This is a genomic window from Nocardioides sp. GY 10113, from assembly GCF_004919105.1.
Lineage (GTDB): Bacteria > Actinomycetota > Actinomycetes > Propionibacteriales > Nocardioidaceae > Nocardioides.
This window is the reverse complement of sequence record NZ_STGK01000005.1, coordinates 203,135-227,702: the sequence shown is the minus strand read 5'-3', so window position 1 is coordinate 227,702 and position 24,568 is coordinate 203,135. Positions and strand designations below refer to the sequence as shown.

The 24,568-nt window shown below is 71.1% G+C and carries 28 protein-coding genes and 1 tRNA gene; 20 read left to right on the top strand and 9 right to left on the bottom strand.

What is annotated here, in order from left to right; all coding sequences use genetic code 11:
- The first annotated feature begins 2 nt into the window (after positions 1–2).
- The 7 genes from E8D34_RS08860 to E8D34_RS08830 all read left to right on the top strand — a co-directional run bounded on the left by E8D34_RS08860 (position 3) and on the right by E8D34_RS08830 (position 6,860).
- Positions 3–1,181 carry an FAD-dependent oxidoreductase gene (locus E8D34_RS08860; RefSeq protein WP_136594251.1) on the top strand — a complete coding sequence of 393 codons (1,179 nt, stop codon included), beginning with the start codon at positions 3–5 and terminating at the stop codon, positions 1,179–1,181.
- On the top strand, positions 1,178–2,446 hold the full coding sequence (locus tag E8D34_RS08855) for an allantoate amidohydrolase (protein ID WP_136594250.1): 1,269 nt from the start codon (positions 1,178–1,180) through the stop codon (positions 2,444–2,446). The genes E8D34_RS08860 and E8D34_RS08855 overlap by 4 nt, the downstream gene beginning before the upstream one ends.
- 10 nt (positions 2,447–2,456) lie before the next feature.
- Positions 2,457–3,122 carry an XRE family transcriptional regulator gene (locus E8D34_RS08850; protein WP_240771239.1) on the top strand — a complete coding sequence of 222 codons (666 nt, stop codon included), beginning with the start codon at positions 2,457–2,459 and terminating at the stop codon, positions 3,120–3,122.
- A gap of 231 nt (positions 3,123–3,353) precedes the next feature.
- Positions 3,354–4,640 (top strand): ammonium transporter, encoded by a 1,287-nt coding sequence (locus E8D34_RS08845; protein ID WP_136594249.1) that lies wholly within the window; start codon positions 3,354–3,356, stop codon positions 4,638–4,640.
- Entirely contained in the window at positions 4,637–4,849 is a 213-nt protein-coding gene (locus tag E8D34_RS08840; protein WP_136594248.1) for a hypothetical protein, read from the top strand. The genes E8D34_RS08845 and E8D34_RS08840 overlap by 4 nt, the downstream gene beginning before the upstream one ends.
- Positions 4,850–5,025: 176 nt before the next feature.
- Positions 5,026–6,171 (top strand): LLM class flavin-dependent oxidoreductase, encoded by a 1,146-nt coding sequence (locus E8D34_RS08835; RefSeq protein ID WP_136594349.1) that lies wholly within the window; start codon positions 5,026–5,028, stop codon positions 6,169–6,171.
- Positions 6,168–6,860: a CE1759 family FMN reductase gene (locus E8D34_RS08830; protein ID WP_136594247.1), complete on the top strand. Its 693-nt coding sequence runs from the start codon at positions 6,168–6,170 to the stop codon at positions 6,858–6,860. The genes E8D34_RS08835 and E8D34_RS08830 overlap by 4 nt, the downstream gene beginning before the upstream one ends.
- 79 nt (positions 6,861–6,939) lie before the next feature.
- On the opposite strand, the gene E8D34_RS08825 is transcribed toward E8D34_RS08830, so the two are convergent.
- Positions 6,940–7,467: a YbhB/YbcL family Raf kinase inhibitor-like protein gene (locus tag E8D34_RS08825; RefSeq protein ID WP_136594246.1), complete on the bottom strand. Its 528-nt coding sequence runs from the start codon at positions 7,465–7,467 to the stop codon at positions 6,940–6,942.
- Positions 7,468–7,536: 69 nt separating this feature from the next.
- On the opposite strand from E8D34_RS08825, the gene cobA reads away from it, so the two are divergent.
- Both cobA and E8D34_RS08815 read left to right on the top strand, forming a co-directional pair.
- Positions 7,537–8,775, top strand: coding sequence for a uroporphyrinogen-III C-methyltransferase (gene cobA, locus E8D34_RS08820; RefSeq protein WP_136594245.1), 1,239 nt, complete (start codon positions 7,537–7,539; stop codon positions 8,773–8,775).
- A gap of 13 nt (positions 8,776–8,788) precedes the next feature.
- Positions 8,789–9,604 carry an RNA methyltransferase gene (locus E8D34_RS08815; protein ID WP_136594244.1) on the top strand — a complete coding sequence of 272 codons (816 nt, stop codon included), beginning with the start codon at positions 8,789–8,791 and terminating at the stop codon, positions 9,602–9,604.
- A gap of 18 nt (positions 9,605–9,622) precedes the next feature.
- Here E8D34_RS08815 and E8D34_RS08810 read toward each other — a convergent pair whose 3' ends face one another.
- Positions 9,623–10,540 carry an alpha/beta hydrolase gene (locus E8D34_RS08810; protein WP_136594243.1) on the bottom strand — a complete coding sequence of 306 codons (918 nt, stop codon included), beginning with the start codon at positions 10,538–10,540 and terminating at the stop codon, positions 9,623–9,625.
- A 27-nt stretch (positions 10,541–10,567) separates the two neighbouring features.
- On the bottom strand, positions 10,568–11,089 hold the full coding sequence (gene def, locus E8D34_RS08805; protein ID WP_240771238.1) for a peptide deformylase: 522 nt from the start codon (positions 11,087–11,089) through the stop codon (positions 10,568–10,570).
- 187 nt (positions 11,090–11,276) lie between these two features.
- Between def and E8D34_RS08800 the strand changes: the two genes are divergently transcribed.
- Both E8D34_RS08800 and E8D34_RS08795 read left to right on the top strand, forming a co-directional pair.
- Positions 11,277–12,632 (top strand): acyl-CoA dehydrogenase family protein, encoded by a 1,356-nt coding sequence (locus E8D34_RS08800; RefSeq protein ID WP_346763607.1) that lies wholly within the window; start codon positions 11,277–11,279, stop codon positions 12,630–12,632.
- Positions 12,632–13,846, top strand: a complete 1,215-nt coding sequence (locus E8D34_RS08795) for an acyl-CoA dehydrogenase family protein (RefSeq protein ID WP_136594240.1) — start codon at positions 12,632–12,634, stop codon at positions 13,844–13,846. Before E8D34_RS08800 ends, E8D34_RS08795 begins: the two co-directional genes overlap by 1 nt.
- 20 nt (positions 13,847–13,866) lie before the next feature.
- Here the strand turns inward: E8D34_RS08795 and galK are convergent, their stop codons facing one another.
- On the bottom strand, positions 13,867–14,970 hold the full coding sequence (galK, locus tag E8D34_RS08790) for a galactokinase (RefSeq protein WP_240771237.1): 1,104 nt from the start codon (positions 14,968–14,970) through the stop codon (positions 13,867–13,869).
- Positions 14,971–15,034: 64 nt separating this feature from the next.
- Here galK and E8D34_RS08785 point away from each other — a divergent pair, with 64 nt between their 5' ends.
- Both E8D34_RS08785 and E8D34_RS08780 read left to right on the top strand, forming a co-directional pair.
- Positions 15,035–16,471: a GuaB1 family IMP dehydrogenase-related protein gene (locus tag E8D34_RS08785; protein ID WP_136594238.1), complete on the top strand. Its 1,437-nt coding sequence runs from the start codon at positions 15,035–15,037 to the stop codon at positions 16,469–16,471.
- Between the two features lie 7 nt (positions 16,472–16,478).
- Positions 16,479–17,075 carry a nucleosidase gene (locus tag E8D34_RS08780; protein ID WP_240771236.1) on the top strand — a complete coding sequence of 199 codons (597 nt, stop codon included), beginning with the start codon at positions 16,479–16,481 and terminating at the stop codon, positions 17,073–17,075.
- 9 nt (positions 17,076–17,084) lie between these two features.
- Here the strand turns inward: E8D34_RS08780 and E8D34_RS08775 are convergent, their stop codons facing one another.
- Positions 17,085–17,681, bottom strand: a complete 597-nt coding sequence (locus E8D34_RS08775; protein ID WP_240771235.1) for a LysR substrate-binding domain-containing protein — start codon at positions 17,679–17,681, stop codon at positions 17,085–17,087.
- Positions 17,682–17,875: 194 nt separating this feature from the next.
- Between E8D34_RS08775 and E8D34_RS08770 the strand changes: the two genes are divergently transcribed.
- Entirely contained in the window at positions 17,876–18,334 is a 459-nt protein-coding gene (locus E8D34_RS08770) for an HNH endonuclease (RefSeq protein ID WP_240771234.1), read from the top strand.
- 65 nt (positions 18,335–18,399) lie between these two features.
- Positions 18,400–18,485, top strand: a tRNA-Leu gene (locus E8D34_RS08765).
- A 254-nt stretch (positions 18,486–18,739) separates the two neighbouring features.
- Here E8D34_RS08765 and E8D34_RS08760 read toward each other — a convergent pair.
- From E8D34_RS08760 to E8D34_RS08750, 3 genes are read right to left on the bottom strand one after another with little or no spacing between them, the layout of a single operon-like run.
- Positions 18,740–19,342, bottom strand: coding sequence for a hypothetical protein (locus E8D34_RS08760; RefSeq protein WP_136594236.1), 603 nt, complete (start codon positions 19,340–19,342; stop codon positions 18,740–18,742).
- Positions 19,339–20,466 (bottom strand): PEP/pyruvate-binding domain-containing protein, encoded by a 1,128-nt coding sequence (locus E8D34_RS08755; protein WP_136594235.1) that lies wholly within the window; start codon positions 20,464–20,466, stop codon positions 19,339–19,341. The genes E8D34_RS08760 and E8D34_RS08755 overlap by 4 nt, the downstream gene beginning before the upstream one ends.
- Positions 20,463–20,843: a hypothetical protein gene (locus E8D34_RS08750; protein ID WP_136594234.1), complete on the bottom strand. Its 381-nt coding sequence runs from the start codon at positions 20,841–20,843 to the stop codon at positions 20,463–20,465. Before E8D34_RS08750 ends, E8D34_RS08755 begins: the two co-directional genes overlap by 4 nt.
- A gap of 143 nt (positions 20,844–20,986) precedes the next feature.
- Between E8D34_RS08750 and E8D34_RS08745 the strand changes: the two genes are divergently transcribed.
- The 4 genes from E8D34_RS08745 to E8D34_RS08730 all read left to right on the top strand — a co-directional run bounded on the left by E8D34_RS08745 (position 20,987) and on the right by E8D34_RS08730 (position 23,337).
- Positions 20,987–21,268 carry a ribbon-helix-helix domain-containing protein gene (locus E8D34_RS08745; protein WP_136594233.1) on the top strand — a complete coding sequence of 94 codons (282 nt, stop codon included), beginning with the start codon at positions 20,987–20,989 and terminating at the stop codon, positions 21,266–21,268.
- Positions 21,268–21,507 (top strand): toxin, encoded by a 240-nt coding sequence (locus E8D34_RS08740; protein WP_136594232.1) that lies wholly within the window; start codon positions 21,268–21,270, stop codon positions 21,505–21,507. The genes E8D34_RS08745 and E8D34_RS08740 overlap by 1 nt, the downstream gene beginning before the upstream one ends.
- 576 nt (positions 21,508–22,083) lie before the next feature.
- Positions 22,084–22,422 carry a hypothetical protein gene (locus E8D34_RS08735; RefSeq protein ID WP_136594231.1) on the top strand — a complete coding sequence of 113 codons (339 nt, stop codon included), beginning with the start codon at positions 22,084–22,086 and terminating at the stop codon, positions 22,420–22,422.
- A 306-nt stretch (positions 22,423–22,728) separates the two neighbouring features.
- Positions 22,729–23,337 (top strand): metal-dependent hydrolase, encoded by a 609-nt coding sequence (locus E8D34_RS08730; protein WP_136594230.1) that lies wholly within the window; start codon positions 22,729–22,731, stop codon positions 23,335–23,337.
- A gap of 66 nt (positions 23,338–23,403) precedes the next feature.
- On the opposite strand, the gene E8D34_RS08725 is transcribed toward E8D34_RS08730, so the two are convergent.
- A complete protein-coding gene (locus E8D34_RS08725; protein WP_136594229.1) occupies positions 23,404–23,817 on the bottom strand; it encodes a hypothetical protein in 414 nt (137 codons plus the stop codon).
- A gap of 218 nt (positions 23,818–24,035) precedes the next feature.
- On the opposite strand from E8D34_RS08725, the gene E8D34_RS08720 reads away from it, so the two are divergent.
- Complete coding sequence (locus tag E8D34_RS08720; protein WP_136594228.1) at positions 24,036–24,449, top strand: ASCH domain-containing protein; 414 nt, start codon at positions 24,036–24,038, stop codon at positions 24,447–24,449.
- The last annotated feature ends 119 nt before the right edge of the window (positions 24,450–24,568 follow it).

Sequence of the window (24,568 nt, the reverse complement as noted above, 5' to 3'; positions counted from 1 at the left end):
CGATGTCCGGCAAGCGCGTCATCGTCGTCGGCGGCGGTCTGATCGGCCTCTCGATCGCCCGCGCCCTCACCGAGCGGGGCATCGAGGATGTGCTCGTCCTGGAGCGCCACAGCCTGGCCAGCGGCGGCACCGGGAAGTCCAGCGGCATCGTCCGCGCGCACTACGGCGTACCGTCCATCGCCGCGATGGCCTGGCGCGGGGTGCCGCTGTTCGAGAAGCTCGGCGCCACCGTCGGGTTCCGCCAGGTGGGCTACAGCGTGATCGTCGGCGAGGAGAACGAGGCCGCGCTGCGGGCCAACATCGCGGCCCAGCAGGCGTTGGGCATCGAGGCCGAGATGGTCGACGTGGACCGGTTCGCCCCGATGTGGCCCATGATGAACGTCGACGACGTCTCGGCCGTCGCCTACGAGCCGCGCGGCGGGTACGCCGACGCCACTCAGCTGGCGCTCTACTTCGGCCAGGTGGCTCGCGACAAGGGTGCCCGCGTGCGCCAGAACACGGCCGTCGCGCGCCTGCTCACCGAGGGGGAGAAGGTGACCGGCGTCGAGCTCGCCTCGGGCGAGGTGCTCCAGGCCGACGCGGTGATCGTGGCGGCGGGCTGGTGGTCGGCGAAGCTGCTGGCCGACGTCGGCGTCGACTTCCCCGTCGAGGGCTACCGGTCCGAGCTGCTGATCGTCGACGCCGGCCTCCCGCTGGTCGACCTGCCCGTGGTGTCGGACCTGGTCAGCCTGCAGTACTGCCGGATCGAGGGCACCGGTCAGTTCCTCGTCGGCAACAGCGACCACGACGAGCCCGAGAACAGGTTCGTCGACCCCGACCACTACTCGAACCTGGCCAGCGAGGCCAGCATCGAGAAGTACGCCGAGAAGGTCATGCACCGCTTCCCGGGCTTCCCCGACCCGTCGATCACCCACTCCTACGCGGGCGTCTACGACGTGCCGCCGGACTGGAACCCGGTGATCGCGCCGGTCGGCCCCGCCGGCCTGGTGCTCGCCGCCGGCTTCGCCGGCCACGGGTTCAAGATCAGCCCGGCGGTCGGCGACCTCGTCGCCGACCTGCTGCTCGAGGGCGACAGCACCGACGCCGACATCCCCGCGGCGGACTTCCGCCTGGAGCGGTTCGCCGAGGGGCGCCCGCTGACCAGCCTGCACCCGTACGTCGGCGCGGGGGAGATGCGGTGACGCCGAGCCCCGGGACCGCCGCGTCGCCGACGGGGGACTCGGTCGCCGGCCTGCTGGCCGAGATCGCCGACATCGGTCGTGATCCGGTCCGCGGCGGCTACTCGCGTCCGGTGCTGTCGACGGCGGAGCTGGACCTGCGGGAGTGGTTCATCGCGCACGCCGGCAAGCGCGGGTTGGACGTGGAGACCGACCGCAACGGCGTGATCTGGGCGTGGCACGCACCGTCGGGCTCCCGTGAGGACGCGGTGGTGACGGGCTCGCACCTGGACTCGGTCCCCGGCGGTGGCGCGTACGACGGTCCGCTCGGCGTCGCCTCCGCGCTGGTCGCCTTCGACCTGCTCGCGGCTCGGGACCTCGACGGGGACACGACTCGCGCGCGGGCGATCGCGGTCTTCCCCGAGGAGGAGGGCTCCCGCTTCGGCGTCGCCTGCCTCGGGTCCCGGCTGATGACCGGTGCCATCACCCCCGAGCGGGCGCTCGCGCTGAAGGATCCCGACGGCACCACCTACGCCGACGCGCTGCGTGCCACCGGTGGCGACCCCCGCCACGTCGGCGCCGACCGGGCCGCGCTGGGCCGGATCGGCGCCTTCGTCGAGCTCCACGTCGAGCAGGGGCGCGGCCTGGTCGACCTGGACCGGCCGGTGGCCGTCGGCTCCTCGATCCTCGGCCACGGACGGTGGCGGGTGACGGTGACCGGCGTCGGCAACCACGCCGGCACCACGCTGATGGCGGACCGGCGGGACCCGATGGTCGCGGCCGCCCAGCTGGTCGTCGCGGTGCAGCGGTTGGCCCGCGGCGTCCCGGACGCCCGCGCCACGGTGGGCCGGCTGGTCCCGACACCCGGCGGCACCAACGTGATCGCCTCCCGCGTCGACCTGTGGCTGGACGTGCGGCATCCCGACGATGCGACCACGCTCGGCCTGGTCGAGCAGGTGCGGGCCGCCGCCGAGCTGGCGGCCGCCGAGCAGGGGTGCACCGCGACCATGGCGGAGGAGTCCTTCAGCTCCACGGTCGACTTCGACCCGGCGCTGCGCGACGAGCTCCGCGCCGTACTGCCGGGGGCGCCGGTGCTGGCCACCGGCGCTGGCCACGACGCCGGAGTGCTGAAGGACCACGTGCCGGCGGCGATGCTCTTCGTCCGCAACCCATCGGGGGTCTCGCACGCGCCGGACGAGCACGCCGAGGACGCGGACGCGGAGGCCGGCGCGGTGGCGTTGGCCGCCGCGCTGGAGCACCTGCTCACCCGAGGGAAGAGGGGGCTCTAGGCTCATGTGCATGTCCATGTCCGACGCGCCCGGGGCGCACGACGACCTGATCCGCAACGTCGCCGGCACCGCCCGTGACCGCGTCCGCGGCGAGACCGGGGACGACCTGGAGCTGGAGTCGGCGATCGCGCAGAACGTCCGGTCGCTGCGGCTGCGCTACGACCTCTCGGTCACCGAGCTCGCGGAGCGGATCGGCATCTCCAAGGCGATGCTCTCGAAGATCGAGAACGCGCAGACCTCCTGCAGCCTGCACACGCTGCAGCGGCTGGCCACCGGGCTGGACGTGCCGGTCACCGCGCTGATCCGCGGCGCCGACGCCGAACGCGAGGCGTCGTTCACCAAGGCCGGCTCCGGCCCGACCATCACCCGCAACGGCACGAAGCAGGGCCACTCGTACGAGCTGCTGGGCGCCCTGCGCGGGGAGCACAAGCGACTGGAGTGCCTGATGGTGACGCTGAGCGAGGACAGCGAGGTGTACCCGATGTTCCAGCACCCGGGCACCGAGTTCCTGCACATGGTCGAGGGCGTCATGGACTACGGGCACGGGCGGTCGGTCTACCGGATGGCCCCGGGCGACTCGCTGACCCTGGACGGGGAGGGCGCGCACGGCCCGGTGCAGCTGATCGAGCTGCCGATCCGCTTCCTCTCGGTGGTCGCCTTCCCCGACGGGATCTGAGCCGAGCCAGGACTGGTCGGGCGCCGTCGGTGCCGGACCGCACGGGTGCCGCGCCGGCGCCACTTGGAGTGGACGCCGTTCATTCTCAGTGTTCACGGACCTGTAACAGCGTGGTGACCGCTGCGAGCAGCCGCGTCAATAGCGTCCAGACATCCGGTCGACGGCGCCCGGTGCCCGTTTCGCCTGATCCCATGGAGGTCATCCGTGACACCGGAGGAAACTCTCGCAGCAATGAACAGTGTCATCACTGACCTGTTCTACTGGGTCTCGATCGCCCTGATGATCGCCATCCACGCCGGCTTCCTCGCCTACGAGGTCGGCGCCTCGCGTTCGAAGAACGTGCTCGCCTCGGCGATGAAGAACCTGCTCACGTTCTCGGTCGTGATCTCGACCTTCTTCTTCTTCGGCTGGTGGTTCTACTACGCCTTCCCGCAGTTCCCCGTCGGCTCGCTCGACTTCGCCGGCGCCGAGCTGGCCCTCCCGTGGTCGTCCGACTCGGGGCCGAACGTCGCGTCGGTCAACGGCATCTTCTGGGGCGCGTTCGCCCTCTTCGCCGCCACCACCGGCTCGATCATGTCCGGCGCCGTGCTGGAGCGCATCCGCACCAGCTCCTTCCTGATCCTGACCACCGTGCTCGGCTCGGTCGTCTGGATCATCGGCGCCTCCTGGGCCTGGCACGGCAACGGCTGGCTGCTCACCAAGTGGGGCTGGCACGACTTCGGTGCCGCCGGCTGCGTGCACCTGATCGCCGGCGCCTTCACGCTCGGCGTGCTGATCAACCTCGGCCCGCGGATCGGGCGCTTCGTCGACGGCAAGGCCGTCACGATCCCGCCGCACAACCTGCCGCTCACGATGCTCGGCCTGATGCTGATCTTCATCGGCTTCTTCGGCTTCCTGATGGGCTGCGTGGTCTACACCAACGAGGGCTACTTCTCGATCTTCGGCAACCCGACCAACCTCTCGGCGGTCGCCTTCAGCACCCTGATGGGCCTGTCCGGCGGCATCATGGGCGCCTACATCGCGTCCAAGGGCGAGCCGTTCTGGACGATCTCCGGCGGCCTGGCCGGTGTCATCTCGGTGGCCCCGGGCATGGACCTCTACCACCCCGCGCTGGCGTTCATCATCGCCACCGTCGGCGGCCTGCTGATCCCGTCGATGGGTCGCCTCATCGAGAAGTTCGGCATCGACGACGTCGTCGGCGCGGTCACCGTGCACGGCGGCTGCGCTGTCTACGGCCTGGTCGTGTCCGGCTTCGTGCTCTGGGGCTACCCGAACGTCGGCGACCTGCCCGCCATCAACCCGCTCGGCCAGATCGGCGGCATGGTGGTGCTCGCGGCGCTCGGCTTCATCCCGGGCTACCTGATCTCGCTGCTGCTGAAGAAGGTCAACCTGCTGCGGATCCCGCGTGAGGTCGAGCTGGCCGGCCTGGACCTCTCGGAGGTCCCGGCGACGCCGTACCCGGAGGGCATCCCGGTCACCGTCACCCGCGTCACCGTCACCGAGGAGTACAGCGCATGAGCCCGATCGACAACTGGGACGACGTCACCGCCGTCTTCACCGGCGCGGGAACCGCGTGGCCCGGCATCTTCGTCGCCGTCGCCGTGCTGATGTTCGTCGGCTTCCTGGTGCGGATGATCCAGCACGAGAACCACGCCTACGCGCAGATGATCAACCACGAGCCGGTCGAGGCCGGCCCCGCGGCCGAGGGCGAGCCCACGGTCTACTGAGGTACTCGGGCACCGGTACGGCGGCCCGCTCACCGCGAGGTGGGCGGGCCGTCGTCGTTGTGAGGGGCGCCTGCGTTGCGCAGGGAATAGGACGCGGGGGAGACTGGTTCCAGGAAGTAGTTGCAAAATCAACTACCGCAGCGGCCCGGATGACCGCGACGAGCAAGGAGCGGACCATGCAGATCGGCATCTTCACCGTCGGTGACGTGACCACCGACCCCACGACCGGGCGCACCCCGACGGAGAACGAGCGCATCAAGGCGACCGTCGCGATCGCCAAGAAGGCCGAGGAGGTGGGCCTGGACGTCTTCGCCACCGGCGAGCACCACAACCCGCCGTTCATCGCGTCCAACCCGACCGCGACCCTGGCCTACATCGGCGCCCAGACCGAGCGCCTCCTCCTCTCGACGGCCACGACGCTGATCACGACCACCGACCCGGTCCTGATCGCCGAGGACTACGCCAAGATCCAGCACCTGACCGACGGCCGCGTCGATCTGATGATGGGCCGCGGGAACACCGGCCCCGTGTATCCGTGGTTCGGCAAGGACATCCGCGAGGGGATCAACCTCGCCGTCGAGAACTACGCGCTGCTGCGCCGGCTCTGGACCGAGGACGTCGTCAACTGGCAGGGCCGGTTCCGCACCCCGCTCCAGGGGTACACCTCGACGCCCCGCCCGCTGGACGGCGTCGCGCCGTTCGTGTGGCACGGCTCGATCCGCAGCCCCGAGATCGCCGAGCAGGCGGCGTACTACGGCGACGGGTTCTTCCACAACCACATCTTCTGGCCGGCCTCGCACACCGCGCAGATGGTCCGGCTCTACCGCGAGCGGTTCGAGCACTACGGACACGGCCCGGCCGACACGGCGATCGTCGGGCTCGGCGGCCAGTTCTTCATGCGGCGCAACAGCCAGGACGCGTGGAACGAGTTCCGTCCGTACTTCGACAACGCCCCGGTCTACGGCCACGGCCCGTCGCTGGAGGACTTCACCTCGCAGACGCCGCTCACCGTGGGCTCGCCGCAGCAGGTGCTCGAGCGGACGCTCTCCTTCCGCGAGTACGCCGGTCATTACCAGCGCCAGCTGTTCCTGATCGACCACGCCGGACTGCCGCTGAAGACCGTGCTGGAGCAGCTCGACCTGCTCGGCGAGATCCTGCCGGAGATGCGCAAGGGATTCGCCGAGGGACGCCCGGCCCACATCCCCGAGGCGCCCACCCACGCCTCGCTGGTCGCTGCGGCCGGCGGCGCCCGCGATACCAGCGTGCACGGCGAGGACACCGCGACCGGCACGAGCGACCGTGAGGCGGTCGACGCGCTGTGACTGCCTCGAAGCGGATCGTGGTGGTGGCCGCGGGGCTGTCGGTCCCGTCGACCACCCGGTCGCTCGCCGACCGGCTCGCCGACGGCGCCACCGAGGCCCTGCACGCGCGGGGCGTCGAGGTCGAGATCGAGATCGTCGAGCTGCGTGCTCTGGCGCACGCGTTGGCCGACAACCTGCTCACCGGCTTCCCGTCCGGCGACCTCGCCGCGGCCATCGAGCGCGTCCGTCGGGCCGACGGGCTGATCGTGGTGACCCCGGTGTTCGCCGCGAGCTACTCGGGACTGTTCAAGACCTTCTTCGACGTCCTGGAGAACGGCGCCCTCGACGGCAAGCCGGTGCTGATCGCGGCGACCGCGGGCACCGCGCGCCACTCGCTGGTGCTCGATCACGCGCTGCGCCCGCTCTTCGCCTACCTGCACGCCGTCGTCGTGCCGACGGGGGTCTTCGCGGCGAGCGAGGACTTCGGGTCGGCCGGTGACCGGGCCGCGGGGGAGAGCGCACTGGACAAGCGGATCGCGCGGGCCGCGGCCGAGCTGGCACTGGCCGTCGGCGGCGCCGGCGGTGGCGCCGGTGGCGCCGCGGCGGGCGTTTCGGCCGCCGCGCCGGCGCGGCGGCTGGTGGAGGACGAGCTCGCCGCGCCCACGCCGTTCGAGGCGCTGCTGCGGCGGGCCAGCGACCCCACCGCCTGACACGCGAGCCGGGGTCAGGCCCCGCCGAGCCGGGGGTCAGGCCCCGCCGAGCCGGGGCCGGGCCCCACCGAGCCGGGGGTCAGTGCTGGTAGGTGCCGTGGATGATCGCGCGAGCCGTCGACTTGAATGCCAGGTTGAACGACACCACGGCGGGGGACGCGTCGGCGTCGACGCCGAGCGTCTCCTCCTTCACCGCGTGCACCACGAAGTAGTACCGGTGCACCTGATCTCCCTGCGGCGGCGCGGCACCCATGAACGCGTGGCTGCCGCCGTCGTTGCGGCACATGAAGGCGCCGCCGGGGAGCGGCGCGCCCTCGGCCCCCGCGCCGGCCTCCAGGGAGGTCACGTCCGCCGGTAGGTCGACCAGCACCCAGTGCCAGAAGCCGCTCGGCGTCGGGGCGTCGGGGTCGAAGCAGGTGACGGTGTACGACGTGGTCCCCTCCGGCGCTCCGGACCAGGACAGCTGCGGCGAGGTGTTCCCGAGGGCCGCGACCTGATCGTCCTTGAGCGGTCCACCGTCGGTGACGTCGGCACTCGTCACCGAGAACGACGCGACGGCGGGCAGCAGCGGGTAGGGATCGGGGGCGACGGGACGGTCGAGGCTCATGTCGTCAACGTAGTCCGCAGGCTGGTCGCGCGCGACGGCCGCGACCCGCGGACCAGCGAGAATGGCCCGGTGAGTGAGTTCGCGCCGTACCCTTCCGGCCTCCGCCTCGCCGGCCGTCACGTCCTGATCGTCGGCGGCGGCCACGTCGCGCAGCGCCGGATCCCCGGACTGATCGCGGTCGGCGCGGACGTCCACGTGGTCTCGCCCGAGGTCACCCCGGCGATCGAGGGCCTGGCCAGCGGCGGTGAGGTCACCTGGCACCGGCGCCGTTACGAGGCCGGCGACATCGACCCAGCGTGGTACGTCATCGCCGTGACCGACGACCGCGCGGTCAACGACGCCGTCTCCGCGGCCTGCGAGGAGCGGCGCATCTTCTGCGTCCGCTCCGACGATGCCACCCGGGGAACGGCATGGACCCCCGCGGTGGGCCGCCATGCCGGCGTCACCGTCGCCGTGCTCGGCAACCGCGACCCGCGTCGTTCCGCCGGCGTGCGCGACGAGATCCTCACCGGCCTGCGCGACGGCAGCATCACCGCTCGCCACCACCGCGACCACACCCCGGGCGTCACGCTGATCGGCGGCGGGCCCGGCGACCCGGAGCTGATCACGATCGCCGGGCGCAAGGCGCTCATGGAGGCCGACGTCGTGGTCGCCGACCGGCTCGCGCCGCGCGAGCTCCTCGACGAGATCCCGTCCGACGTGGAGCTGGTCGACGTCGCCAAGCTGCCCCGCGGCCGCTCCGCGCAGCAGGAGGAGATCAACCGCGTCATCGTCGACCGGGCGCTGGCCGGCAAGCGCGTCGTCCGGTTCAAGGGCGGCGACAACTTTGTCTTCGGACGCGGCTACGAGGAGATCCTGGCCTGCCGTGAGGCCGGCGTGCCGGTGACCGTCATCCCCGGCATCACGTCGCCCGTCGCCGTACCGGGGCTCGCCGGCATCCCGGTCACCCATCGTGGCGTGACCCACGAGTTCACCGTCGTCTCCGGCCACCTCCCGCCCGGACATCCCGAGGGTTTGGTCGACTACGACGCACTGGCGCGGATGCGGGGCACCGTGGTGGTCATGATGGGCGTCGAGAACGCCCCGCGGATCGCGGAGGCACTGATCGCCGGGGGGCGGGAGTCGTCCACCCCGGTCGCTGTGGTCTGCGACGGCAGCATGCCCACCGAGCGGACCGTGCTCGCCACGCTCGGCACCCTGGCGGATCGCCTGGTCGCCGAGGCGGTGCGCCCGCCGGCGATCATCGTGATCGGCGACGTGGTGCGCGTGGCGCACCCGTCGGCTTTCGCCGCAGAGAGCCCCGCCTGACAGAATCCGGCCGGTGGCGCACCTGATCGAGATCACCGACCCGGCCGACCCGCGGCTGGCGGACTACCGCGACCTCCGCGACACCCAGTTGCGCAAGGCGCTCGAGACTGAGCACGGTCTGTTCCTCGCGGAGGGTGAGAAGGTCGTCCGCCGCTCGGTGCAGGCCGGGTTCAGCCCACGGTCGTTCCTGATGGCCCCGCGTTGGCTGGACGGGCTGGCCGACGTCCTCGATGGCTCCGACGCGCCCTGCTACGTGCTCTCGGAGAAGCTGGCCGAGGAGGTCACGGGCTTCCACGTGCACCGTGGCGCCCTGGCGTCGCTGGAGCGGCGACCGCTGCCCTCGGTGGAATCCGTCCTCGAGGGCGCGCGTTCGGTGCTGGTCCTCGAGGACGTGGTGGACCACACGAACGTCGGTGCTGTGTTTCGCAGCGGCGCCGCACTCGGCTTCGATGCGGTGCTGCTCGCACCGCGCTGCGCGGACCCGCTCTACCGGCGCTCCATCAAGGTCGCGATGGGCGCGGTCTTCCAGATGCCCTGGACCAGGCTCCCGGACTGGTACGACGCCCTGCCGGCGCTGTCGCGAGCAGGGTTCACGACCGTCGCCCTGACGCTGGCCGACGACGCCACCCCCATCGAGGACGCGGTGGCCGGCCTGGACAAGGTCGCCCTGGTCCTCGGCTCCGAGGGACACGGCATCTCGCCCCGCTGGCAGGAGGCGGCGGACCGCAGGGCGATCATCCCGATGGCGGCGGGCATCGACTCGCTGAACGTGGCGGCGGCCAGCGCAGTGGCCTGCTACGTCACCTCCCATCGTCGAACCGGGGGTTAGTCGCCGCCGAGGCGGGGCCTAACCCCCGGCTCGGAGGAGGGCGCCGAAGGCCGCGACCGTCTCGTCGACCGCCTTGCGGCACGCGACCGACCAGGGGCCCATGTCGAAGAAGCCGTGGATGAGGCCCGGGAAGGTGGTCTGCTCGACCGGCACGCCGGCGGCGGCGAGCGCCTCGGCGTACGCGATGCCCTCGTCGCGCAGGGGGTCGAACTCGGCGGTGACGACCAGCGCCGGGGGCAGGTCGGCCAGGGTGCCCCGCAGCGGGGACGCCTTGGGGTCCAGGGGGTCCGCATCACCCAGGTAGGCGGCGCCGAACCACGCCATGGTGTCCCGCTCGAGGAAGTACCCCGTGGCGTTCTCGGTGTGCGAGGGGTGGCTGCCGGTGAGGTCGGTGGCGGGGTAGACCAGCAGCTGGGCGGAGAGGCCCGGGACGTGCTGGGTCGCGACGGCCGAGAGGTTGCCGCCCGCGGAGTCGCCGGCTACCGCCACGACGTCGCTGCCGCCGAACTCGGCCGCTCGGGCGAGCACGTCGCGGGTGGCCGCGATCGCGTCGTCCGCGGCGGCGGGGAACGGGAACTCGGGGGCGAGCCGGTAGTCGACGTTCACGACGACCGCTTCGGCGCCGGCGCAGATCGCACGCGCCATCGCGTCGTGCGTGTCGAGGTCACCCAGGACGAAGCCACCGCCGTGGAACATGGCGACGGTCGGGAACGGACCGGCACCCGACGGCCGGTACACCCGGGCCCGCAGAGGTCCCTCGGCGCCGCTGACCGTGGTGTCCTCGACGGAGTCGACGATCGCCGCGGAGTCGAGCGGTCGCATGTCGACCGACATCGTGCGGAACGACGCTCGCGCGTCGGCCGGCGCGAGCTGGTGCACCGGCGTGCCGGCGGCGACGAGCTGAAGCAGGGGGACCAGTTCGGGATCGAGCGGCATAGCCCCGACGCTAGCGCGTGACTCGCGTCACGCGGGCCAGTCCGAGGGAAACTCGTCGACGGCGGCGTCGTGCTGCTTCTGCAGCTTCTTGCGGGCGCGCGAGGAGAGCCGGTCCCCGAACACGATGCCGTTGGTGTGGTCGGTCTCGTGCTGGAGGCACTTGGCCAGCAGGCCGTCTCCGGAGAACGAGACCGGCTCGCCGTCGAGCCCCGTGCCGTCGACGGTGGCGAAGTCCGGGCGGGCGCAGCCGACGAACGCGCCCGGGAACGAGAGGCACCCCTCGTCGCTGTCGTCGAGACGCCGCTCCTTGCCCTCGGGCAGGGTCAGCACGGGATTGCAGACCACGCCGACCCAGCGCTCGCCGGCCTCGTCCGGGCAGTCGAAGACGAACATCGCGACGTCCTCGCCGATCTGACAGGCGGCCAGGCCCACGCCGTCCGCCGCCTCCATCGTCGCGACCATGTCGGCGGCCAGCTCGCGCAACGCGTCGTCGAAGACGGTGACCCGCGCCTGGGGCCGGTGCATCACCGGCGTACCCCACCTGGTCATCGGTCGAACGGTGCCGCCACCGGGCAGCGGCCCATGGGGTGCGTGAACGATCTCCTCGGTCGGTTCCGAGCTGCCTCTCGCCATGGGGCCGAGCATAAGTGGGTGCGCCGGAGGGGCCGATTCCTGCGGATCGGGCAGAGTTGTAGCGTTATGTGTAACTCCGAGTTACAGTGACACCATGTCGTTGATGAACCACCTCCGTCCCGGCGGGCGGAACGGGCTCGCGTCCACCGAGACGCGCGACCCGATCGGCTACCTCGTGGCTGGGCTGAACCGGGTCGCCCAGGCGGACCTGCTGGACCGCGTCGGGCTGCGCAAGCAGACCGAGCAGGCCGTCTTCTCGGTCACCCGCGCGGGCTTCACCGCGCTGACCAAGGCTGGCCGCACCTTCTCCCGGTCGGGTTCGCGCGGTGCGGCGGGGGCGCGCCCGACCGCAGCGGTCGACACGGGGGTCTTCGACCTCACGCCCACCGAGGACGAGCAGATGCTGGTCGACGTGGTGTCCGAGTTCGCCGCCGAGGTGCTGCGCCCGGCCGCGGCCGAGGCGGACCACGCCTGCGCGGCGCCGGACGCCATGCTCAAGGCCAGCCTGGAGATCGGACTCCCGATCCTGGGCCTGCCCGAGGCCGTCGGCGGCATCTCGGCCGAGCGCTCCGCGATGGCCGGCACGCTGGTCGCCGAGGCGCTCGCCCACGGGGACATGGGGCTCGCGGTCGCCGCACTCTCCCCGGGGTCGGTCGCCACTGCCATCGGTCTCTGGGGGACCGATGAGCAGCAGCAGACCTACCTGCCGGCGTTCACCGGCGACGACGTCCCCGCCGCGGCGATCGCGCTCAACGAGCCCGCCGTCCTGGCCGACGTGCTCGCGCCGAGGACCACGGCCACCCGGGTGCCCGACGGCTACCGGCTCGACGGGGTCAAGAGCTTGGTCGCCCGCGGCGCGGAGGCGGAGCTGTTCATCGTCGGCGCCGACCTCGGCGGCAGCCCCGCCCTGTTCCTGGTGGAGTCCGGTGCCGAGGGACTGAGCGTCGAGAGCGACCCCACCATGGGCGTGCGCGCGGCGGCGATGACCCGGCTCGCGCTGGACGGGGTGACCGTGCCGGAGCACGCGCTCCTGGGCGCGGCCGACGGCACCACCTACACCGAGCTCGTCCGTCTCTCCCGCCTCGCCTGGTGCGCGCTGGCGGTAGGGACGGCGCAGGCAGTGCTCGACTACGTGACGCCGTACGTGAAGGACCGGCACGCGTTCGGCGAGCCCATCGCCCACCGGCAGTCGGTCGCCTTCATGGTCGCGGACATCGCGATCGAGCTGCAGGCCATGCGCCTGCTGACCTATCGGGCGGCGGCGCGTGCCGCGGCCGGCAAGGACTTCTCCCGGGAGGTCGCGCTGGCCCGCCAGGTCTGCGCGGAGAAGGGGATGAAGATCGGCCTCGACGGCGTCCAGCTGCTCGGGGGTCACGGATTCGTGAAGGAGCACCCGGTGGAGCGCTGGTACCGCGACCTCCGGTCGATCGGGATCATGGAAGGGACGGTGCTGGTCTGATGGCGATCAACCTCGAGGTGCCCCGCAAGCACCGGGCCGTGATCGAGCAGGCCCACCAGGTCGCGATGAACATGCTGCGACCGATCTCCCGCAAGTACGACGTCGCCGAGCATGCCTACCCCAAGGAGCTCGACATGCTGGCGGCGATGATCGACGGCCTCGCCGCCTCCGGGGCGAGCGAGGGCGCCGGCGCCGCCGGCGTACGCCGTGAGGAGTCCGCCGACGCCGGCACGGTGAAGAACGGTTCCAACATGGCCTCGGTCACCACCATCACGGAGATGTGCTGGGGCGACACGGGACTGCTGCTCTCCATGCCTCGGCAGGGGCTCGGCAACTCCGCGATCGCCTCGGTCGCCAACGACGAGCAGCTGGAGCGGTTCGCCGGCAAGTGGGCGTCCATGGCGATCACCGAGCCCTCGTTCGGCTCGGACTCGGCGGCGATCTCCACCACGGCGGTGCTCGACGGCGACCACTACGTGCTCAACGGAGAGAAGATCTTCGTGACCTCCGGTGAGCGCTCGGACTGCATCGTGGTGTGGGCGACGCTCGACAAGAGCCTCGGCCGCGCGGCGATCAAGTCGTTCGTGGTCGAGAAGGGCACGCCGGGGGTGAAGGTCGAGCGCCTGGAGGAGAAGCTCGGGATCCGCGCCTCCGACACCGCCGTGATCACCTTCACCGACGCCCGGGTGCCCGTGGAGAACCTGCTGGGCTCCCCGGAGATCAACGTCGAGCAGGGGTTCGCCGGGGCGATGGCGACCTTCGACAACACCCGGCCGCTGGTCGCCGCGATGGCGGTCGGCTGTGCCCGGGCCTCGCTCGACCTGAGCCGCGACCTGCTGGAGCAGGCCGGCGTGGAGGTCGACTACGACCGTCCGGGGCTGCTGCAGTCCGCGGCGGCCGCGAAGTTCCTCCAGCTCGAGTCGGACTGGGAGGGTGCGCGGCTGCTGATGCTGCAGGCCGCCTGGATGGCTGACAACCGCCAGCCCAACTCGCTGGAGGCGTCGATGGCGAAGGCGAAGGCGGGGCGGGTCGGCTCCGACGTCACCCTCTCCTGCGTCGAGCTCTGCGCCTCGGTCGGCTACAGCGAGGGCGAGCTGCTCGAGAAGTGGGCGCGCGACTCCAAGATCCTCGACATCTTCGAGGGGACGCAGCAGATCCAGCAGCTGATCGTGGCGCGGCGCGTGCTGGGGCTGTCCAGCAGCGAGCTGAAGTGACGCGCTGAACGCCGAGGCGATCAGCGCGAGAGCGGGCGGGCTCCCGCGGACGGCTCCACCAGGTGGTGGGTCGGCCGCGGGAGCCCGTGGCGCGTGAAGGCCTCGTCGATCCCGGCCCGTACGGCGTCCGCCCGGGCGAGCGGCACCAGCGCCAGCGTCGACCCGCCGAAGCCGCCACCGGTCATCCGCGCCCCGAGGGCCCCGTGCTCCTCGGCCGTGGCGGCGGCCAGGTCCAGCGCCGGGACGGTGACCTCGAAGTCGTCGCGCAGCGACGCGTGCGAGGCCGTCAGGTGTGCTCCGACCCTGGTCCAGTCGCCGGCGCCCGCCGCAGCCGCGACGGCGGTGACCCGAGCGTTCTCGGTGACCACGTGGCGCGCGCGGCGCCGCAGCACCGGGTCGTACAGACGGTCGAGGTCGCCGATCTCGACGGGTCGCAACGTCGGTCGGCCGAGCGCGCGGGCGGCGGCCTCGCACTGCGCCCGCCGCTCGGCGTACCCGCCGCCGGCGGCGAGCTGGTGGCGCACACCGGTGTCGGTGACCAGTATGCCGAGGCCGGCACCGGGCAGGGCGAGCGGCACCCGACGCGTGGTGGTCGGTTCCTCGAAGTCGATCAGCACCGCGGTGCCCTCCTCGGCCAGCAGCACCGCGAGCTGGTCCAGCCCACCGGTCGGCGCGCCGACGTACTCGGTCTCCGCGCGGATGCAGGCGGTGGCGAGCGATCGCCGGCCGGCGTCGTCGAGGGGGAGGCCGAGGTGGTCCGCGAGCGCCACGGCGACCGCGGCCTCGAGCGAGGCCGAGCTGGAGAGGCCGGCCCCGAGCGGGACCGTGCTGCTGATCCGGAGGTCGCAGCCGGGGACCGGGTGGCCGGCCTCCGCCAGGGCCCAGAGGACGCCGGCCACGTAGGCGGCCCAGCCGGTCGCCGCTCCTGCGCGGACGTCGTCGAGGGTGCCGTCCCAGCGGCCGGCCTCGGCGCTGCGCAGGTGGACCTCTCCGTCGGGGCGCGGGGTCAGCTCGACCGTCGTCTCCAGCGGCAGCGCGAACGGCAGGCAGAGACCGCCGTTGTAGTCGGTGTGCTCGCCGATGAGGTTGACCCGGCCGGGGGCGGAGGCAAGGTGCGTGGCCACCCCGCGATCATCCACCGTGGCGGAGCGGTGCCCGGCCTCGGGTTGTCGACTAGATTGTTGTGACGTGCGCTTCCTCGACGACCGCGTCCCCTCCCACGACCTGACCTACGACGACGTCTTCATGGTCCCCGGGCCGTCGTCGGTGGCGAGCCGCTACGACGTCGACCTGTCGACCACCGACGGCACGGGCGCGACGCTGCCGCTGGTGGTGGCGAACATGACCGCGATCGCCGGCAAGCGGATGGCCGAGACGGTGGCCCGTCGCGGCGGCCTCACCGTGATCCCGCAGGACATCCCGCTGGAGGTGGTCGCGGACGTCATCGCCGAGGTGAAGACCCGGCACCTGGTGCTCGACACCCCGATCATGCTGAGCCCCACCCAGACCGTGGCCGAGGCGCTGTCGCTGATCCCCAAGCGCGCCCACCGGGCGGCCGTGGTCGTCGAGGACGGCCGTCCGCTGGGCGTGGTCACCGCCGCGGACTGCGCCGAGGTCGACCGCTTCGCGCAGGTGCGCGAGGTGATGGCGACCGAGGTGGTCACGGTCCCCGCCGACGTCGATCCCCGGACCGCGTTCGACGCGCTCGACCGGGCGCGATCCGCGCTCGCGGTCGGCGTGGACGAGGACGGGCTGCTGGTCGGCGTCCTGAGCCGGACCGGGGCGCTCCGAGCCACGCTGTACACGCCGGCCGTCGACGACCTCGGACGGCTGCGCACCGCCGCCGCGATCGGCGTCAACGGCGACGTGGCGGCCAAGGCCACCGCGCTGCTCGACGCCGGGGTGGACTGCCTCGTGGTGGATACCGCCCACGGCCATCAGGAACGGATGATCGACGCGCTGAAGGCGGTGCGTGCTCTCGACCCGCAGGTGCCGGTGGCCGCCGGCAACGTCGTCGACGCCGCCGGCGTACGGGCGTTGGTGGAGGCGGGCGCGGACATCGTGAAGGTCGGCGTCGGGCCGGGCGCGATGTGCACGACGCGGATGATGACCGGGGTGGGTCGCCCCCAGTTCTCGGCCGTGCTGGACTGCTCGGCGCAGGCCGCGGACCTCGGCGCGCACGTGTGGGCGGACGGCGGCGTCCGCCACCCCCGCGACGTGGCGCTGGCACTGGCCGCCGGCGCCGCGTCCGTGATGATCGGCTCCTGGTTCGCCGGCACCCACGAGTCGCCCGGCGACCTGATGCTGGACTCGGAGGGCCGCGCGTACAAGGTCTCGTTCGGGATGGCCTCCGCCCGCGCCGTGGCAGGCCGCACCGCTACGGAATCCTCCTACGACCGGGCGCGCAAGGGGCTCTACGAGGAGGGCATCTCGTCCTCGCGGATGTACCTCGACCCCGAGCGGCCCGGCGTGGAGGACCTGATCGACCAGATCGCCTCGGGAGTCCGCTCGGCCTGCACGTACGCCGGCGCCCGGACGCTGGCCGAGCTCCACGAGCGCGCGATCGTCGGCATCCAGTCCGCCGCCGGGTTCCACGAGGGTCGCCCCCTGGCGACGAGCTGGTGACGAGCTGGTGACGGGGTCGATTCGCCCGGCCGGCGGCGCCGGGCGTCGGGTGCTGGTGGTCGCCGCCTCCGCGGCCGAGGCGGCGCACGTCCCCGCGGGGTACGACGTCCTGGTCACCGGCATGGGGAAGGTGGCCGCCGCGACCGCTCTCGCCCGACGGCTCGGCGCGCTGGAGGCCCGGGACGGCCTGGCGGGGCTGACCGTGGTCAACCTCGGCACGGCGGGCTCCCTGCACGACCACCACGAGGGTCTGTTCGAGCCGGGCGCCGTGCTCAACCACGACCTCAGCGCCGATGCGCTGCGGGCCCTGGGCGAGGACCCGCGTGAGCGGCTGACCGTCTCCGAGTCGCCCGTCGTGCTGGCCACCGGGGATGTGTTCGTCACCGACCCGGTCGCGCGGGCGCGCCTGGCCGAGCAGGCCGACCTGGTCGACATGGAGGGCTATGCGATCGCCTTCGTCGCGGATGCGTTCGCGGTGCCGGTGCACCTGGTCAAGCACGTCTCCGACAACGCCGACGACTCCGCTCACGACTGGACGAGCGTGGTGGACGCCAGCGCCCGCGTGTTGGCGGCGCACCTGGTCGCGACCTACCCGCTGGTCTGACGGGCGAGCTCAGCGGCTGCTGGACGCCTTGCGCCCGCGGACGACGCCGACGAAGTCCTGGTGCAGCGGGCTGTCGGCGTCGCGCGGCCAGACCAGCGCGACCTGGGTCGGGTCGAGCCCGGCGACGACCCGGTGGGTGGCGTCCTTGCGCCGGTAGAGCCGCGCCATCGACATCGGCACGATCGCCACGCCGGTGCCCGAGGCGGCGACCTCGATGGCCTCCTTCACGGTCATCGGCGGGAACGCCAGCTGCTCGACGTCGGGCGCCCATCCGGACGGATGGGGGAGCACCAGTTGCTCGCCGGCGAGGTCCGCCAGCGGGATCTCGTCCCGCTCGCCGGCGGCGGCGACCCAGTGGTCGCGGGCAACGACGACCACCGGCAGCTCGTCGTACAGGGTGACGGCGTGGAGGGCCGACGGGCGCTCGCGGTCGACGGGCAAGCGCAGCAGCGCCATGTCCGCGCGATCCTCGTCGAGGACCTCGCGCCCCTCGCCGGCCTCGATCGGTATCAACGAGAGCGGCAGGCGGGGGTGGCGCTCGCGCCAGACCTTCTTCCACTTGTCGGGGGTGACTCCGGGGGCGAAGGCGACGCGCAGCTGGTCCACGCGCCGAGTATCCCGCACCCAGCAGCATCGGCCGCCGCGCGCCGGCCGCGGGGCGCCGGGCCCTCGGGGTCGGAACGGCCGGAGGTGAGCCAACAGCCGTGCACCAGAGGGGCAACATCTTCGAAACTGGATGGACGTTTGCGTGCCGCACACTCACACTGCAAGAGAACGGCGTTGCTGAGGAGGTGGTGGCGTTGGCCCACCATGCGCCGGTCGTGCTGCTCAACGCCTCGTGTGAGCCCCACGACCTGGTCTCCTTCCCGCACGCGGTGCGGATGCTCTTTCGCGGCGTCGCCGTGGTCCACGAGGCAGATGAGGACCGGACGATCGGCCCCCACCCCTGGCCCAAGGTGGTGCGCCTGGTCCGCTACGTGGTGGCCACCTGGATGCATCGCCCGGCCGCGTTCGGGCGTGAGGCGGTGCTCCGACGAGACCGACGTCGCTGCGCCTACTGCGGCTCCCGGGCGGACACGGTCGATCACGTCGTACCGCGCTCGCGCGGGGGACCGTGGGCCTGGCTGAACACGGTGGCGGCGTGCTCGTCCTGCAACCACCGGAAGGCCGACCGCACGCCCGCCGAGGCCGGGATGCGCCTGCGCTTCGACCCTTGGGAGCCGACCCGTGCCCAGGTCACCGGGTGGCGCAGCCGCTGAGAGGGTCCCCGATTCCGTTGTCGGGTCAGGTGTTTGCTACGGTTCTACCCGTCGCAAGGCACCCTGTCCGGGTGGCGGAATTGGCAGACGCGCTAGCTTGAGGTGCTAGTGCCCGTATTAGGGCGTGGGGGTTCAAGTCCCCCCTCGGACACAGAAGAAAGAGTCCCTGACCTGGGAGGACGGGTCAGGGACTCTTCTGTTCTTGCTCCCCTGGTGCTCCCGCGGGGAGCACGCGTAGGAGTGAAACCCCTGTTTCCGGGCGTGATCCGAGGGGGAGCTGGCACCCCCTCGGGATCTGGGCCGCGGGTGAAGTCCCCAGCGCCGAGGTTGGGCGCCGTCGCCATGTGTTTAGGTCTGGGGCTGGCTGGGCACGGACCATTCGTTGATGCCGGCCCCGGACACGTGTCAGCGTTTGAGGCCGAGAGTGGCGATGAGGTCCTCGTGGAGTTCGAACCACACCCTATGGGCCGAGTCGCGGTCGGTTCCGGTGATCCAGGACGGGTCGTTGCTCGCGCGCTGCAGCGCGGTGGCGAATCGGGTGTGGTAACCGCGGAAACGGTCGAGGTGTCGGGTCAGGCGGGCCTCGAACTCCTCCAGTGCATCGCTCGCCTTCCGGAGGGTGTCGAGGACGTCGTCGATGGTGATCGGTTCGTTGTCGATTCCGAGCTCGGCCAGCTGCCACCGCGTGCACGCGGCCGAGACGGCGTCGTTGAACGGTAGGAAGTCGTGGTGGACGGCCGCGACCTCGGCCCGCGCGCCGGTCGCGTCCAGCTCCGTGGCCAGGAGCCGCTCACCGTGGGTCCTGCCGGCCTCGGTCATCGACCAGCCTCCGTCGCCGGCGAAGGACGACCAGGCGAGGTGTCCGTGCGCCTGGCTGTCCAGGAGGTGCTCCTCGACCTCCTGTTCGCTCAGCCGGGTGTGCGCGGCCAGCCGCTCCGCGTCGGCGTACCCGAGCGTGCGTACGGCGTGGAGGACCAGGAGGCCGGGGTCGCTTCGATGTGTGCTCATCGGGTCTCCCCGCTCGCGCGCACGACTGAGACGACGCCGGTGCTCCCATCCACATGCACGCGGTCGTGTCCCGACAGCCGGCCCATCGCCCCGGGCGCGGCGACGACGGCGGGGATGCCGAACTCACGGGCCACGATCGCGGCGTGCGACAGGATGCCGCCGATCTCGGTGACCACGGCGGAGGCGCTCGCCAGCAGGGGCGTCCAGGCCGGTGAGGTCGTCTGGCAGACCAGGACGTCTCCCGGCTGGAAGTGCCCGAACTGATCCAGGTCGGCGATGACCCGCGCGGTGCCGACCGCCCGGCCCGGACTCGCGGGGCTCCCGGTCACCAGAACGCGGTCGGGATCGATGACCGTGTCCTCCGACGGGATTGCCTGCGGGCCCGCGTCGGTCACCGGGCGGGACTGGAGGATCCAGGTCCTTCCGTCCGCGATGGCCCACTCGATGTCTTGCGGGCTGCCGAACAGTGCCTCGATCCGGCGCCCGAGGGCGACGAGCTCGTGTGCTTGTCGCTCGGTCAGCACCGGCGGCATGTCGCCGGGCCGGTCGACGGTGACGTCGGCGTCGGTGCCGACCGTCCAGCGCTCGGGCGTGCTGGAGCCGTCGACGACGGTGTCGCCGAGCCCTCGGATGGCCTCGATCACGCATCGGTCCGTGCCGGTCACCGGGTGCCGGGTGAACATCACTCCTGCGAGATGGGTGGCGACCATCCGCTGGACGATGACCGCGATGTTCTGTTCAGCGGGGTGGCCCAGTCGCGCCGCGTACGCCGCCGGCGCTGCTGCTTCAAGGGAGGCCGCTGTGCGGGCGACCGCATCGATGAGTGCGGGACCGGCAGGCACGTTCAGCGAGGTGTGGAACTGCCCGGCGAACGACGCGTCTGGTCCATCCTCAGCATTGCTGGAGGACCGGACGGCATAGGGGCCTGGTGCTACGTCCGCCAACCGGTCCTCGAGGTCCTCGGTTCTCACGTCGCGCCAGGCGTCGACCCGCGGCCCGGGGATGACCACGCCGTCGGGAACGGCGAAGCCGGCCCGCGCGAGGGTGCCGAGGGCGGCGGCCTTGCCGCCGTGGCTCTGGTCGGCGTCGCTCAGAGCCACGACACCGGTGACGGCTCGGCTCACTGCTCGGCTCCGGCGTCCAACCGGGCGGCCACCCGGGTCAGACGCTGCTGAGCGGCCTGGGCCGATCGGAGGCCGAGGGCGTCCGACAGGTTCGGCCAGGTGACGCCCGCGGTTCGCGCGGCGAACAGCAGCGCGGCCTCGATCTGGTCGAGCTCGGCCCGAGCGGACTCCAGCAGACGGATTCCGCTGGTCACGATGTCGATGTCCACGTCGGGCTTGCGGGCTCGCCACGCGGCGTACCGGACGAGATCTGCGTCGGAGGCGGGCTGGCCGGTGTGCTGCCACGGCTGTGGCGGTAGTTCCTCCGCGCCCGCTGCGCGCAGGCTCGCTCGAGCCCGATCGATGGCTTCGGCGTTGCGCTGATCCCTGCTCGACATAGACCAAGGATCCGATGATCAATAGACTGTTGTCAACGTCGCGTTGAGGCCCGGCCGCGGATCGCCCTCGCGGGCCGACGCAGCCTGGCTACATGCTCTCGAACGCCGCTATCGCTCCAGAGTCGCTGTATTACAGTAATGGCATGGCGAAGGCGTACGACGGCGAGACGATCAAGGGCGTGCCGGTCACCGAGCAGCTGATCGACGAGGCAGTTGCGCGCGCCGAGCAGGGATACGACGTCGAGGTGCTCAAGCGTCGCGGTCGCCCGAAGCTCGACCCGAGCGCCGAGGGTGAGAGCGCGATCATCCCGGTGCGGATGGACGAGGAACTCCTCAACGCCCTGACCGCCAAGGCGGAACAGGACGGCCTGACTCGATCCGAGGCGATCCGTGAGGCGATCCGGCTCTGGGCGCACGTCGCGTAGTGATCGTCCACGACTCGGCGCTCAAGCATGGGATCGATCCGGATGATGCGGTGTACGCGGCAGAGCATGCGGCTTACCGGGCTGCTGAGACCGAGGAACACCCCGTCGCTGAGTTCCGCCTCGGCTTCGACCCGACCGGCCGACTGCTGGAGTTGACGGTGCTGGTGTTCGACAGCGGCAACGAGATGCTCATCCACGCGATGAAGGCGCGCAAGCAATACCTCGGCCTGCTGACCTGACGGCCTGGTCCTCGTAGAGTCGGTTCAAACTACAGATTGCCGGTGCTCCCGCGGGGAGCCTGCCCCCGTACCTGGGCGTAGTGAACGGGAGTGAACGGGACCGGATTTTCCACCCAGGGGTGTCCAACCTGGGTTTCCGAGCGTGAGGGAAGACCGGTTCAAGTCCCCCCTCGGACACAGAACAAAACATCCTCTGACCTGGTCAAACAGGTCAGAGGCTGTTCTGTTTTTGCTACCACCGTGCTACCCCGGGTAGCACCGAGGGCCGTTTTAGGACTGGATTCGCGCTTAGTCCGGTGGGGGACCTGGCACCCCCTCGGACCGTGATGCTGGGGGAGTAGGCGATCGTGGCAGTCCTGATCCCGCCTCAAGCGATGGAGCCGCTTACGGATCGCCTGCGCGTCACTTGCGGCGGATAGACGCCGCCTGGCGCGAGTCCCATCTGCGCGCCGGATCAGTGTGTACGCGGGCATCATCTGACCGCCACCCCGGCCGGCAGCGGGCGTCATCGGCGAGGTTGACTGCTGCGAGCGTGGATACTCAAGGTGCGCACCGACCGAGGAGCAGAGGGTAGAAATGACCACGACCCGCGAGATTCTGACCAGTCCCGTGGAGGGCGTCACCGGGCAGGAGTACGTCCCGGTCAACCACCTGGGCGTGGTGCCGACGGACAAGCGACTCCACACCTGGGACTGCCCGCACTGGTACCGGAAGACCACCCCTGAACTCGATCCCTACCCGATGGGTGACCGGTCGGAAAAGGTCTCCTACGTCTGCCACGCCACCCCTCAGGAGCTCCGCAGCATGCTCCGCTGCGCGACGTGCGGCAGCGCTCCCTCGGCGAGCGACCCGGCAACCGAGGTCCAGGCCTGCCCGAAGTGCTTCACGGTGCACCCGGCCGGCGACTGCTACTGACGCCGTCCGCGGCGGGTCCGGGCCGCGGCAGCCGCGGATGTCACAGGCGCGGGTTCGTCCGAGAGCGATTCCGGGATCCGACCCGTTGGCTATAGCCACCGGCTGCGCAGTACACCCGCGGCTGCGGTCAGCTGCGGCGGATCGACGCGGTATGAGGTAAGGCATCACTCCTGAGCCCGAAGCGTGACACCTGCTGCAATGTCGCTCGCCGGGGGCCCAGTCGCGCTCCCGCCGCCGCGGCCGACGAACGTCGATAGCCTTCGGGCCGACGGACCGCGGCAAGGCGGCTGATCTGCAGGAGGCGCCATGATGGGGAAGACTCACATCAGCGTGGGAGTCGCATCGGCTCTCCTTGTCTCACGACCGACCGACCTCGGTGGCTGTCTGGTGGCGGTGATCGGCGGCTCGGTGGGCGGGATCATGTGTGACATCGAAGTCCGATCCAATCGCAAGTGCCGCGATGCATTGCATGCCAGATATATTGTTCTTGCGCTTGTCGGGACGGCCCTTCTGGTGGATGTGATTATCCGAGGTCAGGTGACGACTGCGATAAGCGAGGGCAATCGCACGGTACTGTCAGTTGGTGCCTTGATATTGGCGGGAACGTCCACCTGCTCGCGACTTTGGTCGAAGCATCGTGGCTTTAGTCACTCGATTCTCGCTCTTGCGTTATTCAGTATCGGCCTGTTGGCAATTTTTCCCGCGCTTGCGATTTCCTTCGCACTGGGCTTCGCTTCCCACGTTCTTCTTGATGTCCTGAATAAGAAGCAAATCCAGTTGCTCTATCCGTCAAACAAGGCCAATATCTGCCTTCGGCTCTGTTATGCCAATGGTGTGACCAACAAGGTATTCTTGGTGCTCGGAGTCGTCGGCACGGTCGCGGGACTAGCGATGCCATTCGTGTTGGCTGCCTAGGCGAGCCGCGGACGTCGGAACCCGCAGCATTCGCGGCGGATCGACGCAGTCCTCGGCCGGCCCCGCTCACCCGCTTTGCGGATTGATCCGGCCGACGTGCCTCTCTATCTGCGCCTGCATCGCGTCGGCGAAGTACCCGGGAACCAGCGACTTGGGGTTGTCGGACTTCGTCCAGTGCTTGCCGGTCAGATGTCCGTAGTCATTGAAGTCGACTTCCGCGGTCCAGGTGGAAAGCCCACTGTTGGATCGCACGTGGAGGCGTACCGCCATGCCCGTGACAACCACGTCGCCAACCCGAGGCGTTTGCCGAGCGGTCTCACGTGCCATCGCGATGAACTCTTGCTCGGACAGTCCGTCGTCGAAAGAGAGTGGCGAACTCCTCCTGCGAAGTGTCTCCAGGGCATCCCCCACGCCCGAAGCAGCCAGAACGCCTGCCGCGATGATCCCGACGCCGGTGATCAGCCTGCCGCCCAGACCCATGGTGCTCCCTCTCGCCGCGTGCGTGCGGGAGTCTAACCGCGACCAGGCAGCCAACACCCCGGTACTGCAGACCATGCTGGCCGAAATCGTCGAGGCGACGACCCGCTCGGGCGATCTCGCTCGGGCGATCTCGGTCGGCGATCGAGGCGCTTTGACACTGTCGCTTCGCGGCGTCGTGCCCCGGGGCGAGATGGATGGGGCGCGGCTAGGGTGGCACCGTGGCCGAGGCACGTACCCGCCAGCCGGCGGTGGACGAGATGTGGTCGGCGTTCGTCGCGGCCAGTGGCTACGACGGTCCGCTGGCGTCCTCGTTCGCGTTCGGTGACTCTGCAGAGATGGCCGACGAGCTCGGCCTTCTTGTCGTCCATGGACCGAAGCGCGCGACCGCGGGACTCCTGGCAGCCTTCGAGGCGGAGAACGAACCCTTGCCCCAGGTGGGTGACCGGAGCATCGTGCTCGGAGGAGACGGGACTCCGCTGGCGGTCATTCGCACGACGGAGGTCCGGGTGGGAGCGTTGTCATCGGTCGACGACGCGTTCGCCTGGGACGAGGGCGAGGGCGACCGAACGGGTCCTGGTGGCTGGACGCGCACACCCGGTTCTTCATGCGAGAGTGCCGCGCCCTGGGACTGATCTTCGCTGACGACACCGAGGTCGCGTTCGAGCGATTCGAAGTGGTCTGGCCGCCGAACTGAGCGGCTCACGTTCAGCACGCCCGCCGGGCCTCCACGTCGGCCCGGGCCGATAGGCGC

Bases quoted from the DNA above. Each gene is read 5' to 3' on its own strand.
- E8D34_RS08860 (WP_136594251.1), top strand. From the start codon at position 3: ATGTCCGGCAAGCGCGTCATCGTCGTCGGCGGCGGTCTGATCGGCCTC.
- E8D34_RS08850 (WP_240771239.1), top strand. From the start codon at position 2,457: ATGTCCATGTCCGACGCGCCCGGGGCGCACGACGACCTGATCCGCAAC.
- E8D34_RS08845 (WP_136594249.1), top strand. From the start codon at position 3,354: ATGAACAGTGTCATCACTGACCTGTTCTACTGGGTCTCGATCGCCCTG.
- E8D34_RS08840 (WP_136594248.1), top strand. From the start codon at position 4,637: ATGAGCCCGATCGACAACTGGGACGACGTCACCGCCGTCTTCACCGGC.
- E8D34_RS08835 (WP_136594349.1), top strand. From the start codon at position 5,026: ATGCAGATCGGCATCTTCACCGTCGGTGACGTGACCACCGACCCCACG.
- E8D34_RS08825 (WP_136594246.1), bottom strand. From the start codon at position 7,467: ATGAGCCTCGACCGTCCCGTCGCCCCCGATCCCTACCCGCTGCTGCCC.
- E8D34_RS08810 (WP_136594243.1), bottom strand. From the start codon at position 10,540: ATGCCGCTCGATCCCGAACTGGTCCCCCTGCTTCAGCTCGTCGCCGCC.
- def (WP_240771238.1), bottom strand. From the start codon at position 11,089: ATGACCAGGTGGGGTACGCCGGTGATGCACCGGCCCCAGGCGCGGGTC.
- E8D34_RS08800 (WP_346763607.1), top strand. From the start codon at position 11,277: ATGAACCACCTCCGTCCCGGCGGGCGGAACGGGCTCGCGTCCACCGAG.
- E8D34_RS08795 (WP_136594240.1), top strand. From the start codon at position 12,632: ATGGCGATCAACCTCGAGGTGCCCCGCAAGCACCGGGCCGTGATCGAG.
- E8D34_RS08760 (WP_136594236.1), bottom strand. From the start codon at position 19,342: ATGAGCACACATCGAAGCGACCCCGGCCTCCTGGTCCTCCACGCCGTA.
- E8D34_RS08750 (WP_136594234.1), bottom strand. From the start codon at position 20,843: ATGTCGAGCAGGGATCAGCGCAACGCCGAAGCCATCGATCGGGCTCGA.
- E8D34_RS08745 (WP_136594233.1), top strand. From the start codon at position 20,987: ATGGCGAAGGCGTACGACGGCGAGACGATCAAGGGCGTGCCGGTCACC.
- E8D34_RS08735 (WP_136594231.1), top strand. From the start codon at position 22,084: ATGACCACGACCCGCGAGATTCTGACCAGTCCCGTGGAGGGCGTCACC.
- E8D34_RS08730 (WP_136594230.1), top strand. From the start codon at position 22,729: ATGATGGGGAAGACTCACATCAGCGTGGGAGTCGCATCGGCTCTCCTT.
- E8D34_RS08725 (WP_136594229.1), bottom strand. From the start codon at position 23,817: ATGGGTCTGGGCGGCAGGCTGATCACCGGCGTCGGGATCATCGCGGCA.